General features: G+C 72.3%; 10 protein-coding genes, 1 tRNA gene and 1 pseudogene. 10 read left to right on the forward strand and 2 right to left on the reverse strand.

The window, feature by feature from the left end; genetic code table 11:
• Window positions 1-181: 181 nt before the first annotated feature.
• Window positions 182-1,051 (reverse strand): hypothetical protein, encoded by an 870-nt coding sequence (locus tag ACFZBX_RS27095; RefSeq protein WP_391536385.1) that lies wholly within the window; start codon window positions 1,049-1,051, stop codon window positions 182-184.
• A gap of 670 nt (window positions 1,052-1,721) precedes the next feature.
• On the opposite strand from ACFZBX_RS27095, the gene ACFZBX_RS27100 reads away from it, so the two are divergent.
• The 10 genes and pseudogenes from ACFZBX_RS27100 to ACFZBX_RS27145 all read left to right on the forward strand — a co-directional run bounded on the left by ACFZBX_RS27100 (window position 1,722) and on the right by ACFZBX_RS27145 (window position 9,900).
• Complete coding sequence (locus ACFZBX_RS27100) at window positions 1,722-2,474, forward strand: transglycosylase family protein (RefSeq protein WP_391536386.1); 753 nt, start codon at window positions 1,722-1,724, stop codon at window positions 2,472-2,474.
• A gap of 305 nt (window positions 2,475-2,779) precedes the next feature.
• Window positions 2,780-3,388: an alpha-ketoglutarate-dependent dioxygenase AlkB family protein gene (locus ACFZBX_RS27105; protein ID WP_391536474.1), complete on the forward strand. Its 609-nt coding sequence runs from the start codon at window positions 2,780-2,782 to the stop codon at window positions 3,386-3,388.
• 236 nt (window positions 3,389-3,624) lie between these two features.
• Window positions 3,625-4,485 (forward strand): acyl-CoA thioesterase II, encoded by an 861-nt coding sequence (tesB, locus tag ACFZBX_RS27110; RefSeq protein ID WP_391536387.1) that lies wholly within the window; start codon window positions 3,625-3,627, stop codon window positions 4,483-4,485.
• A gap of 198 nt (window positions 4,486-4,683) precedes the next feature.
• A complete protein-coding gene (locus ACFZBX_RS27115) occupies window positions 4,684-5,475 on the forward strand; it encodes a DUF1684 domain-containing protein (RefSeq protein ID WP_391536388.1) in 792 nt (263 codons plus the stop codon).
• A gap of 158 nt (window positions 5,476-5,633) precedes the next feature.
• Window positions 5,634-6,089 (forward strand): nitroreductase/quinone reductase family protein, encoded by a 456-nt coding sequence (locus tag ACFZBX_RS27120; protein WP_391536389.1) that lies wholly within the window; start codon window positions 5,634-5,636, stop codon window positions 6,087-6,089.
• Window positions 6,090-6,198: 109 nt separating this feature from the next.
• Window positions 6,199-6,678, forward strand: a complete 480-nt coding sequence (locus tag ACFZBX_RS27125) for a MarR family winged helix-turn-helix transcriptional regulator (protein WP_391536390.1) — start codon at window positions 6,199-6,201, stop codon at window positions 6,676-6,678.
• An 81-nt stretch (window positions 6,679-6,759) separates the two neighbouring features.
• Window positions 6,760-8,136, forward strand: coding sequence for an MFS transporter (locus ACFZBX_RS27130; RefSeq protein WP_391536391.1), 1,377 nt, complete (start codon window positions 6,760-6,762; stop codon window positions 8,134-8,136).
• 136 nt (window positions 8,137-8,272) lie between these two features.
• Window positions 8,273-8,346, forward strand: a tRNA-Pro gene (locus ACFZBX_RS27135).
• Between the two features lie 224 nt (window positions 8,347-8,570).
• Complete coding sequence (locus tag ACFZBX_RS27140) at window positions 8,571-8,933, forward strand: DUF4238 domain-containing protein (RefSeq protein WP_391536392.1); 363 nt, start codon at window positions 8,571-8,573, stop codon at window positions 8,931-8,933.
• 41 nt (window positions 8,934-8,974) lie between these two features.
• Window positions 8,975-9,900: pseudogene (locus tag ACFZBX_RS27145) on the forward strand (phosphorothioated DNA-binding restriction endonuclease).
• Between the two features lie 113 nt (window positions 9,901-10,013).
• Here ACFZBX_RS27145 and ACFZBX_RS27150 read toward each other — a convergent pair.
• The gene (locus ACFZBX_RS27150) at window positions 10,014-11,930 is read right to left on the reverse strand and encodes a DNA/RNA helicase domain-containing protein (protein ID WP_391536393.1); all 1,917 of its coding nucleotides are present in this window, start codon (window positions 11,928-11,930) and stop codon (window positions 10,014-10,016) included.
• Window positions 11,931-12,415 lie beyond the last annotated feature (485 nt).

Raw genomic sequence — 12,415 nt, forward strand, 5'->3', positions numbered from 1 at the left:
GGCCCAACGAGCGAGGGCGCCGGGGGATGCGGGTGGGGAGGCGGGCGCGGCCGGGGGCGGCGGGGCCGCGGGGCCGGTGTTCGGCGGGCCCCGCGGCCTCTCCGCGGCGCGGCGTCGGCCGGGGTGAGGCGTCGGCCAGAGTGCGGCTTCGGCCGGGGCGCAACCTCGGCCGGGGTACGGCTCAGGTGCCGGCGAGCGGGAGGGAGGCGGCGACCACCTGGCCCAGCGTCACCGCCCGCTCCAGCGCCTGGCGCAGCAGGTCCTCGCGCGGCTGCCGGCCGACCGTCCCGGCCGGGACGGCGTACATGGTGACCTCGCCGAGTTGGTTGGCGGCGAACCGCCAGGCATCGGTCACCTGGAGCGGCTGGTGGGCCTGCCACCAGCCAGTGCTGCCGCCGGAGGCCGAGGGCTGGAGGACCGCGTGCAGCTTGCCCATCGCGACCAGCACCGACCAGCCGGGCAACTGGTCCGGCGTCTTGTCGAGGTCGGTGACCGGCTGGAAGCCCGCGTCCTGGAGCAGGTCGAGGAACTCGTCCTCGCCGGTGATGGTGCCCGGGCGGCCGACCGGGCCGGTCGGCTCGACGACCAGGGAGGCGTGGCCGGTGTCGCCGTGCAGGACCAGCCCGCAGGTGATGCCGAGGATCGCGGCCTGCCCGGGCGTGCCGGGCCGCCCGGCGGACGGGTCGCCGGCCGCGTCCGGCGCCGGGGCGGGGGCCGGGATCGGCGGTTGCGGCTGCGGGTGGGCGGGGCCGGCCTCGGCGGACGGGCCGCCCTGGGACTGGCTGATGCTGCGGACGGCGCCCGCCAGCTGCTCCTCGGAGACCGGGACCACCTGGGAGGGGATGCAGCGGGCGTGCGCGAAGGCCAGGACGGCCGTCTCCTCGCCGACGAACAGCACGGTGCTGGTGGGCTCCTGGAACGCGTCGCCGGGCGTGCGGCAGGAGGTGCACTCGTAGCTGTCGGGCGCGTGGGCGCCGCCGAGCAGGCGGTCGGCCTCGTCGTCGCCGATCTCGGAACGGACCTCGTCGCTGACGTCGAGCATGCGCGGCACTGGGTGTCTCCTCGGTGCGGTTTCTGGGGTCGGATCGGTGCGGTGTCGGAAGTCGGGGCGGTGCGGTTTCGGGGGTCGGGCCGGGTGGGCGGTTGGCCGACCCTGTTCGAGCCGGGGGCGGGGGCGGCCCGGCCGTCCTGCCCAACGGGCCCTTGTGGCAGGGGTCACGGGTGGGGGACCGGGGTGACGGGAATTGCCCCTGATTCGATCGCGGAGGGTGCCGGTGGCATCGCAATGTGTCGATCTCGGTGGCGAGACTGCCGGAATCGAAGTGTGAGGTGAGCCACGGCCTGCGGATGTTTGATCTAGGAAATGTCGCTCAAAACGGACATTAAGGACATGAATGCCGGGCCGTTACCGGCGGTAATCCCCCGCTGAGCTGGGGAGACCCGTAAGTGTTTGGATCCCCGGCGGCCGACTCGTAGCTTCTTTGGCGGTGCAACGAGCACCACCCGGGTTCACCCCCGACGCACAGCCCGCCGGTTCGTCCGGCGCCGGCCGTGCCCGCCGATGCGACCGCTCGAACAGGTCGCCGGTGCGTGGCGGGTGGCCAGGGGCGGCGCGGGACGTCAGACACGTCTCCGGCCGCCCGACGGACGCGGCGAGCGATTCCAGTCCCCCTCCAGGGCTTGGTTCCGCATGCCCGCCCGGGGCTGTCGAGAGGAACCTCATGACCTTCCGTAACGAGTCCGCCGCTGCCACCACCACCGCCGCCACCAAGCGCAACCGCGTCCGGATGGCTGTCGTGGCGGGCGCCGCTGTCGCGGCCCTGCCGGTGGCCGGCCTCGTCACGGCCACCTCGGCCTCCGCCGCTTCCGTCTCCACCTGGGACGCCGTCGCCCAGTGCGAGAGCGGCGGCAACTGGGCCATCAACACCGGCAACGGTTTCTACGGCGGTCTGCAGTTCACCTCCAGCACCTGGGCCGCCTTCGGCGGCACCGCCTACGCCCCGCAGGCCAACCTGGCCACCAAGGCGCAGCAGATCGCCGTCGCCGAGAAGGTCCTCGCCTCGCAGGGTCCGGGCGCCTGGCCCGTCTGCTCCGTCAAGGCCGGCCTGACCAAGGGCGGCGCCCCGGCCGCGGTCGACACCTCCGCCCCCGCCGCGAAGCCGGCCGCCCCGGCCGCCACCCCGAAGCCGGCCGCGCCGAAGCCCGCCGAGGCCCCGAAGGCCGCCGCCGCCGCGCCGAAGGCCGCCGAGGCCCCCAAGGCCGCCGTCGCGCCGAAGGCCGCCCCGAAGGCCGCTCCGAAGGTCGACAAGGCCGCGAAGCCGGCCAAGGGCGCCTACACCGTCAAGGCCGGTGACACGCTGAGCACCATCGCCGCCGCGCAGGGCGTCGACTGGCACGACCTGTACAACAAGAACGCCAAGGTCATCGGCGCCAACCCGAACCTGATCTTCCCGGGCCAGACCCTCAGCGTCTGATCCGACTGAGCTGACCGGTTCGACCGGTTCGACCGGTTCGACCGGTCCGATCGGTTCGGCCGCCCGGTCTGGTCGCCGGGTCCGTCCGACCCTCCGGTCCGATCACCTTGTCCGACGGCCGCCTCCGCGCACTGCGGAAGGCGGCCGTCGGCGTGCGGGCCGCTGCGGCGCGGGCCGTTGTCGGAGGGGTGCGCGAGGATGGGGGAGTGACCCAGGGCGAGCTGTTCGGCGCGTTCGACGGCTCCTTCGACGATGACGACGGTGCCGCTACCGGGCGAGGGCGCTCCGAGCCGGCGTCCGGCGCCGTGCTGCTCCCGGGCTGGCTGGACGCGGCGGCGCAGTCGCGGCTGGTCGCCGCCTGCCGCGAGTGGGCCCGCCCGCCCGCCGGGATGCACACCGTCCGGATGCCCACCGGCGGGCTGATGTCCGTGCGGATGGTCAGCCTGGGGTGGCACTGGTACCCGTACGGCTACTCCCGCACCGCCGAGGACGGCGCGCCGGTCAAGCCGTTCCCGCCCGGGCTCGGTGCGCTGGCCCGGCAGGCGGTGGCCGAGGCGTACGGCGCGGACGCCGGCGAGGTCGCGGGCGCGGCCGGGTACGCGCCGGACATCGCGATCGTCAACCACTACCCGCACGGCGCCAGGATGGGCCTGCACCAGGACCGCGACGAGCGGACGGACGCCCCGGTGGTCTCGCTTTCGCTCGGTGACACGTGCGTCTTCCGGCTCGGCAACACCGAGACCAGGACCAGGCCGTGGACCGACCTGGAGCTGCGCAGCGGGGACCTGCTGGTGTTCGGCGGGCCGGCCAGGTTCGCGTACCACGGGGTGACACGGACCCTGCCCGGGACGGCGGACCCGGCGCTGGGGCTGACCGGGCGGCTGAACATCACCGTACGGCAGTCGGGGCTCTGAGCGCCGCCCGTCCGCCGGGTGCCCGCCGCCCGGTGCCCGCCGCCGCCGGGCGCCCGCAGGCGCCCGTGTTCGGCATCGTTCGACCTCGTTCGAGTGAATCGGCGTCCGTGGCCCCGGTGTGGGGAATGCCCCGGCTCGCTGAGGAATTCGATTGAGCTGGAGAATTCGAGAGAACGGGTTGCGGCAGCCGGGCGGAAGACCTCCGGCCGGGCGGCGGCCCGGAGAGGACGTGTTCCATGGGTACCCCGGTCGACGATCTCGTCGCGCTGCTGGACCTTGAGCAGATCGAGCTGAACATCTTCCGCGGGCGCAGCCCCGAGGAGGCGCTCCAGCGCACGTTCGGCGGACAGGTCGCCGGCCAGGCACTGGTCGCGGCGGGCCGCACCGTGGACGGCGACCGGCCGGTCCACTCGCTGCACGCCTACTTCCTGCGCCCCGGTGTGCCCGGGGTGCCGATCGTCTACCAGGTGGACCGGCTGCGGGACGGCCGCTCGTTCACTACCCGCCGGGTGCTGGCGATCCAGGGCGGACGGTCGATCTTCGCGCTGACCGCGGACTTCCACGCCCCGGAGCCGGACAGCATCGAGCACCAGTTCCCGATGCCCGAGGTCCCGGCCCCCGAGAAGCTGCCCAGCGCGCTGGACGAGGTCGGCTCCCGGCTGGGTGAGCTGCCCCCGTTCATCAGCCGGCGCCAGCCGTTCGACATCCGCTACGTCGACCGGCTGCGCTGGACCACCGAGGAACTGGAGGGCGTCGAGGCGCGCAGCGGCGTCTGGCTGCGGACCAACGGCGAGCTGCCCGACGACCCGCTGATCCACGTCTGCGCGCTCACCTACGCGAGCGACATGACCCTGCTGGACGCCGTCCGGGCCCCCGTGGAGCCGCTCTGGGGCACCCGTCACTTCGACATGGCCTCGCTCGACCACGCGATGTGGTTCCACCGGCCGTTCCGGGCCGACGACTGGCTGCTCTACCAGCAGGAGTCGCCGATATCCCACGGCGCCCGGGGCCTGGCGCGCGGGCAGATCTTCGACCGGAGCGGTCAGCTGGTGGTGTCGGTGGTGCAGGAGGGCCTGTTCCGCCGGATCAAGGACTGACCGGTCGGGCATGACCTGCCGGTGTGACCGGGGTGTGGAGCGGTGTGGAGCCGTGTGGCCGGCGGGTTGAGCGGTGTGACGGCCGGGCGACGGATCCGGTCGCGGGAATGCCCGGCCGGGGTGTCGGATGTTCGATGGGGTGACGGAGTACGGACGGCCCGCCCGGCGGGCCCTGGACCACAGTGGGAGGGCGAGCCGATGACGGCGACGGCCGCGGAGGAATGGAAGCACTGGAGCGATCGGCGGGCTGCGACGGTCAGCGCTCCGCACGGTCAGCTGGCGCTCACCGGCACGTACTGGCTGGAGGCCGAGCCCGCGGAGATCCCCGGGCTGCCCGGGGTCTGGTGGACCGACGCCGAGGGCGTCCGGGTCCGGGCGGCGGGGGCCGACGGCCTGGTCGTCGCTGGCACGGCCGCCCCCGTCGACGGCGAGGTGCTGCTGCGCCCGGACACCGACCCGGCGGCGGACACCGCGACGCTGGGCGAGCTGCTGCTGGTGCCGATCGAGCGCGAGGGTGAGCTGGCGCTGCGGGTCTTCGACCCGGCGGCGCCCCGGCGGGCGTCGTTCGCCGGGATCTCCGCCTACCCCTACTCTCCGGAGTGGGCCGTCCCCGCGGTCTTCACCCCGTTCGAGGGCGAGCAGGCGCAGGCGGTGATCGTCCCCAACGCCGACGGCAAGGAGCGCCCGCTGGCCGTCACCGGCCGGATCGCGTTCACCGTCGCGGGCGAGCACCGCACCCTGACGGTCGGCCGCTCGGCGAACGGCCTGAGCGGTGTGATCGCCGACGCCACCAGCGGGCGGGACACCTACCGGTTCCGGTTCATCACGCTGCCCGCGCCGGACCAGGACGGGCGCACGGTGCTGGACCTGAACCGCGCCTACCTGCCGCCCTGCGCCTTCGCGGACCACTTCATCTGCCCGTTCCCGCCGCCCGGCAACCGGCTGGACTTCGCGGTGGAGGCGGGCGAGAAGCAGGTCCTCACCCGGTAGCGGTCGCCGGTGCCGTGGTTGGCCGGGCCCGGACCTCCGGGCTCGGCCAACTGCGCGTCTTTCCATCCTCGTTGACACTCCCCGGGGAGCATGCCACGCTGATCGATAGCAAGCTACCTATGTTCTTCGAGAAGCTTCTCCGGGGGGAGATCCCAGTCATGTCCACCACCGCCACTACGCGCGCCCGCGTCACCGGGTTCCAGAGGTTCGGCAACAGGATGATGGAGGTCTTCCACGGGATCGGCCTGCCGGTCGGCCCGATGCAACTGCTGAAGGTGAAGGGCCGCAACTCCGGCCGGGAGTACACCAATCCGGTCGCGCCGGTGAAGGTCGGCGGTGCGACGTACATCCTCCAGGCGTTCCCCGGGTCGGACTGGGTGAAGAACGTCCGGGCGGCGGGGGAGGGGGTGCTGGTCCGCGGGCGCAAGGCGCGGCGGGTCAGGCTGGTGGAGGTGCCGCCGCAGGATCGCGGGCCGATCGCCAGGGAGTTTCCGACCCAGGTCCCGATGGGCGCCGGCATCTTCGTGAAGAACGGCGTGGTCCCGGACAAGCGCCCGGAGAGCTTCGAGCGGGCGGCGCCGGAGATCCCGGTGTTCCGCGTCGTCCCCCTCTGACCGTCCGCGACCGTCCGTTCGCGACCGTCCGTCCGCTACGGTCCGGCCGTCCGACCTGCCGTCCGGCGCTACGCTGCACGGACGGTCTCGTGACGAGTGGGAGGTTCGGATGCCCGGCCGGCAGAGCGCAGAACAGGTCGCCGCCGAGGCGGACGCCGGCCCGGCATGGCTGCGCGGCAGCGTCGCGCCCAAGCTGCACCTGACCGCGAAGTCCTGTCGGGCGTTCTTCGAGGAGCGCCTCGCCGAGGCCGGCACGACCTTCGCGGCATGGACGGTGCTCGCCGCCCTGAAGCTGGAGGGCCCGATGATCCAGCGGGCCCTCGCCCAGCACCTGAGCATCGAGGGCCCGACGCTCTCCCGCCACCTGGAGTCGATGGAGCGGCGCGGCCTGGTGGTGCGCAAGCGCACCGGCGCCGACCGCCGCGCGGCGACCGTGGAGATCGCGCCCGAGGGCGAGGAACTGTACGAGCGGATCTCCTCGGTCGCCGTGCGGAGCCAGCAGGACATGCTCAAGGGCCTCAGCGGCCAGGAGGTCGCCCAGCTCGCGACGCTGCTGGACCGGATCCTGGAGAACGTCGGCCCGCGCTGACGCCGGGGCGTGCCGGCACCGGGGGCGCGCACCCCACCCCGGTGTCGGCGGCCGGGCCGGGCGGGGCCACGATGGTCCACTGTGTCGACCAATCATCCTGCCAATTCCGAGGCCGACGGGGCCTCACCGCCCACTCCTTCCGACGCCGTCCCCACCCCTCCTCCCGCCCCTTCTCCCACCCCTTCCTCCGCCTCTTCTCCCGTCTCTTCGCCCACCTGGTACCGACGGCTCGCCCGTAGCACCTTCGCCGACCTGAGCCCGCTGCGCGACCACGCCGACTACCGGCGGGTCTGGTTCGGACAGTCCGTCTCCTCGGTCGGCCAGCAGATGACGGCCGTCGCCGTCTCCGTCCAGGTCTACGACCTGACCGGCTCCACCTTCGCCACCGGCCTGGTCGGCCTCTTCTCGCTCGTCCCGCTGGTCGCCTTCGGCCTCTACGGCGGAGCCATCGCCGACACCGCCGACCGCCGCCGCCTCGGCCTGATAGGCGCGGCAGGCCTCTCCGCCGTCTCCGCCGTCCTGGCCGCCCAGGCGCTCGCCGGCCTCGGCCTGGTCGCGGTCCTCTACGCGGCCGTCGCCCTCCAGGCCGGCTTCTTCGCACTCGCCTCACCCGCCCGCTCGGCGATGATCCCGCGCCTGGTCCCCGCCCACCAGCTCCCCGCCGCCAACGCCCTGAACACCGTCAGCATGAACCTCGGCCTCACCGTGGGCCCCATGCTCGGCGGCGTCCTCATCGGCGCCTTCGGCGTCCAGGCCGCCTACCTCGTCGACACCGTCGCCTTCGGAGCCACCCTCTACGCGATGTGGCGCCTGCCCGCCATGCTCCCGCTCGGCGAACGCAAGGGCCGGGCCTCCGTCCTCGACGGCCTCCGCTTCCTGCGCGAGCAGCCCAACCTGCGCACCAGCTTCCTCGCCGACCTGGCCGCAATGATCTTCGGCATGCCGCGCGCCCTCTTCCCGGCCCTCGCCGTCACCTTCTACGGCGGCGACGCCCGCACCGTGGGCCTGCTCGCCGCCGCCCCCGCCGTCGGCGCCCTGGCCGGCGCCCTCTTCTCCGGCTGGGTCGGCCGCATCCACCGCCAGGGCGCCGCCGTCCTGGCCGCCGTGATCGCCTGGGGCCTCGCCATCGCCGCCTTCGGCCTGGTCCGCAACCTCTGGCTCGGCCTCCTCCTGCTCGCCGCCGCCGGCTGCGCCGACACCATCAGCATGATCTTCCGCAACACGATGATGCAGGTCGCCGCCCCGGACGACATGCGCGGCCGCCTCCAGGGCGTCTTCATCGTGATCGTCGCCGGCGGCCCCCGCCTCGGCGACTTCGAGTCCGGCGCCGTCGCCTCCCTCACCAGCCCGACCGTCTCCGTCGTCAGCGGCGGCCTCGCCTGCGTCGCCGCCATCCTCCTCCTCGCCGCCCGCCGCCCCGCCTTCCTCCGCTACGACGCCCGCCACCCCACCCCCTGACCACCCCACCCCCACAACCCTGCAGCGAGCACCCCCCGACGTGCTGTATTGTTTTCCTCGTCGCCGGGACAACCGGCCGACAAGGTCGAGAAACCCGAAGCAGAGCCCCCCAGGCTCCGCCCGGGCCACGAGACCACGGGACGTGGCGCAGCTTGGTAGCGCACTTGACTGGGGGTCAAGGGGTCGCAGGTTCAAATCCTGTCGTCCCGACAGTGATGTCGGAAGGCCGTTGATCGGGAGAAATCCCAGATCAGCGGCCTTTTGTGCTGCCAACCTCTTGATGCTGCCACCTCTCCCTGCCATGCTTCGGGCGATCTTGCCAGGGACCAGTCGGGGACCGCAGTACCGGCCGGGTAGAGCGGGGAGGGCAATTGGGCAGAGCCTCGTCGGGGAAGAAGGCGGCGCGCGAAGCCGGGAGGACCCGGGACCACACGGTGCCGCAGATGTACCTGCGGCGGTTCGCCGAGCACCGCGGCCGACGTCAGCACGAACTCACCGTGCGCAGGACCGTCGGCATTGACGCGCCGTTCCCTGCGATGGCCGGCAACATCCTTGCCGAGCGCGGCTATTACTGGGGGACCACTCTGGAAGGTGTGCCTCACCACGCGGTCGAGGAACTCTTCTCGCAGCTCGAAACCAATGCGAAACCTGTCTTCGACGCCATGCTGGACGCCCCCGAGGGGGCACTGCCCCAGCGGTGGCCGCTGACGGTCGACGAGCGACTTCGCCTGGCGGAGGAGTTCGGGCCCCTCGTGTGTCCGAAGGCGACGCCAGGAGACTGTTCTGCTGGGGGGTGAGGCTCAGGTGGTGTCCGTGCCCCGGAATACGCTGGGCGGCCATGGACTGGCTGGAGCGGGTGGCGAAGCTGAGACGGTGACGAACAACGACGTTCGGGCGCCGCACAAACCGTTGCTGCTGTACGTGCTGGGCAGCTTCCAGCGCGATGCCGACGGCGAACTGAGGTACAGCGCCGTCGAGCAGGAGCTGAAGCGGCTGCTCGAGGAGTACGGGCCGTCCCATCCGACCACTCCCGCGTACCCGCTCGATCACCTGGTCAGTGACGGCGTCTGGGAGGTCAGGACCGATCAGGGGCTCGGGAGTCCGGGAAGTGGCGTGCGGGTCCTGCGCTCCAGCGGCGCGACCGGCAGGCTCGCGCCCGAGCTGCGGACGGCTCTGCGGAAGGAGCCGGCGCTCCTGGGCCGGTTGGCGCGGGTGCTGCTGGATTTCCACTTCCCGCCGTCACTGCACGCCGACCTGTGCGAGGCCGTCGGACTCGACCTGGACCCGGTCGAGGCCGCAGGCGTGACCGGAGGCCCGGGCGGGACGGGGCGGGCGGCGCGACGGCAGCGGGATCGGCGGATGCGTGAACTCGTCCTGACCGCGTATGAGTTCCAGTGCGCCTTCTGCGGCTACGACGGGATGCTGGGCGCGAGCACGGTCGGCCTGGAGGCGGCGCACGTGCGCTGGTGGTCGCACGACGGGCCGGACGAGGTCGACAACGGCCTGTGCCTGTGCTCGCTGCACCACAAGCTGTTCGACAAGGGCGTCCTGGGCCTGGGGGAGGGCCGCCGCATACTCGTCTCACAGCGCTTCGTCGGGCGCAGCGCGGCCAGCAGGCAGCATGTGCTCGCCCTGTCCGGACGGCCGATCACCGGCCCGCAAGCGGGGGTTCCTCCGGTCGCGGGCCAGCACCGGCAGTGGCACGCCGAACAGGTCTTCCGGGGCGAGGCCCGGGAGCCACTCACCCCGGCGTATGCGGGGTGACAGCGGCGGCACGGTCGCTGACGTGTCAGCGACCGTGCGCTGTTCGACTCCATCTCGGGCGGCCCGTCCCCGACCGTGCAGACTGGAGACGGCGCCGTGTGTTCCGCCCGGAATCAGTGAGCGGTCATCGGCCGTGGGCGGCTCTGCTCCGTCTCGATCCGTCCTTCCTGCTGCCCGGTGACCAGCTCCCGCAGTTTGAAGCGCGTCTCCGGATCCGTCGAGTACACCACCGTGCCGATCATTCCCCGCGTCAGCAGCACCTTGTAGGTGTTGCGGATCAGGCGGTCGATGTCGGCGTCGGTGGTGGACTTGCGGAACACGGGGTCCTTGGACGCCGTCCGGTCGGTGATCCACCGGTCGGTGCGCCAGACGAGGTCCGGCCCGAGGATGACGCCGCTCCAGTCGTACTCGAAACCCTGGGCGGTGTACACGCAGCCGACCTGGCCGAAGCCGGCCGGGTCGGTGGCCCACAGCGCGGCCGGCGGGGCGCCGGCGATCGAGCGGTCGCCGTACACGTTCCACGGACGGGCCCAGTCGCCGATGTGCACGTCGAGGGGGAGCGGGTCCCCCGGAGCCACCTTCGTCGTCCACTTCCAGCAGTACCCGGCCGACATGCGCGCACCGTACCCCTCCGCGCGCCGGGCCTCGAGGAAGGACTCCAGTTCCTGGGGGCTGTCGACCACCTCCAGGGCGACCTTGCCGTCGGGCTCCCAGCCGACCGGGCCACCGGGCTCGAGGTTCAGCAGGCGCACCACCCAGTTCAGGTAGGCGTCACTGCCGCCGCAGCGGAACTGGCTGTCCAGCTCCACCACCTGGCACTCCAGGCCCTTCACGGCTGCGGCGGCCCGAATCTGGGCCACGGTGCCCATCTCACCCGGCCGGACGACCTGGTGCTCGTCCAGCAGGAACACCGGCACGCGGGCCGCGTCGATCAGCTCCTCGATCTGGGCCTTCCCTGTGCGCTGGGCAGCCCGCGTGTAGCGGTTCGCCGACGTCTCCCGGATCCGGTGCGCCTCGTCGCAGATCAGCACGTCCAGACCATTGCGCTCGGCGGTCATGAAGCTGTTGAAGTACTTGAACAGCTCCTGCACCTCACGCTTCCGCGCGCCGGCGATCCGACGCATGGTCGTGGTGAACGAGCTGGACCCGGTCGCGTGCAGGGCCGTGACGCCACGCCGGTACAGATCACCCAGGAGGGACAGCGCGATGACGCTCTTCCCGGTACCCGGGCCGCCTGTGATGACGACGACCTCCTTGTGGTCGGAATGCTGCGCCTGGCGGACCGCGCGCAGCACCAGCTCGTAGGCGACTCGCTGCTCGTCCAGCAGCACGAACTGCTCGCGCTCGCGGACCTCGTCGGCGGCGACCGTCATCAGTTGCTTGGACGGGGCCACCTTGCCCGCGAGCAACTGGTCCGCCGCCTCCGCGCCGGAGACCGGCTTCAGCTTCGAGCGGAGGTACTGGACGAACTCTCCGCGGCGCTCGGCGGTGAAGAGTCGGCCGCGCTCGTCCTGCGGCACTTCGTAGAGGCCCTGGACGCCGAACTCCGTGGCGTTGTGGAGGAAGGCCACTCCGGACAACCGCTCGGGGTGGTCGGCGAGTGCGCCGTTGAAGGAGATCAGGTAGTCGCAGTAGCCGCGGACCTGCTCGATCGGGTTCAGCACCGGCCGGGTGTACGCGTCCACCCGGCAGAGCAGCGGCTCGCCGTCCTCCGGGGCCGCGTTGCTCCACTGCTTGAGCTCGACCACCACGTACGACGGCTCGCCCGTGCCCGGGTGGACGCCGGCGAGTATGACGTCGGCGCGCTTGCTGTTGAGCGGCAGCGAGTACTCGAGGAGTACCTCCACCATGTCGAGTCCGGCGTCCAGCAGCGCGTTGGTCAGAACCGGGATGCTCCGCTCCCAGGAGCGCACCTCGGACGGGCTCGGCTTGTGGCCGTGCTTGTGGACGAACTGGTCGATGAGACGCACGAACAGTGATCCGGACAGGCTCTCGGCGGCGACCGCGGACGCGGAGTCGCGGAACAGCAAGACATGCTCCCAGGCAGCACGAAGTGACTCGTGCGGGTGGGGGCATGTCCCGGAAGGGAAGCCCGGCGGGCCGCGCTGATGACTGGGCCAACCTATAACGGAGTGCCTGAGCGGGTGTCCGAACACTTGGGCTTCCAGTGGCGCGGGACGGATCCCGACGTTTTTTCGACCAGCGACCGGATTCTCTCCCACGGGGTGAGGTCCGCCACGTAGGTGGGCAGCGGGAAGACGGTGAGCCAGTCGGCGTTCGAGGTGATGAGCTCCCGTGACGGCCTGGGCAGGTGGAGGCGGACGCTGTCCCAGCCCAGCACGATCGGGCCACCGAGAGCTGGAGCCGGGTGCAAACGAGCAGGTCCCCGAGATCCGAGCCGGGCCTCGGGCACCCAGGCGGCCCTTCAGCCGGACTCCGATCTCTCCGAGCTGCCGGCAGGCCCGGTGCCACCACTGGACGGCAAGCCGACCGCCTGCCCGGGAGGCTTTGCACG

This window comes from Kitasatospora sp. NPDC008115 (assembly GCF_042957205.1).
In the GTDB taxonomy this organism is placed as follows: Bacteria; Actinomycetota; Actinomycetes; order Streptomycetales; family Streptomycetaceae; genus Kitasatospora.

Excerpts from the sequence above, each read along its gene's own strand:
- ACFZBX_RS27120 (WP_391536389.1), top strand. The coding sequence starts at position 5,634 with ATGTCCACCACCGCCACTACGCGCGCCCGCGTCACCGGGTTCCAGAGG.
- ACFZBX_RS27115 (WP_391536388.1), top strand. The coding sequence starts at position 4,684 with ATGACGGCGACGGCCGCGGAGGAATGGAAGCACTGGAGCGATCGGCGG.
- ACFZBX_RS27100 (WP_391536386.1), top strand. The coding sequence starts at position 1,722 with ATGACCTTCCGTAACGAGTCCGCCGCTGCCACCACCACCGCCGCCACC.
- tesB (WP_391536387.1), top strand. The coding sequence starts at position 3,625 with ATGGGTACCCCGGTCGACGATCTCGTCGCGCTGCTGGACCTTGAGCAG.
- ACFZBX_RS27125 (WP_391536390.1), top strand. The coding sequence starts at position 6,199 with ATGCCCGGCCGGCAGAGCGCAGAACAGGTCGCCGCCGAGGCGGACGCC.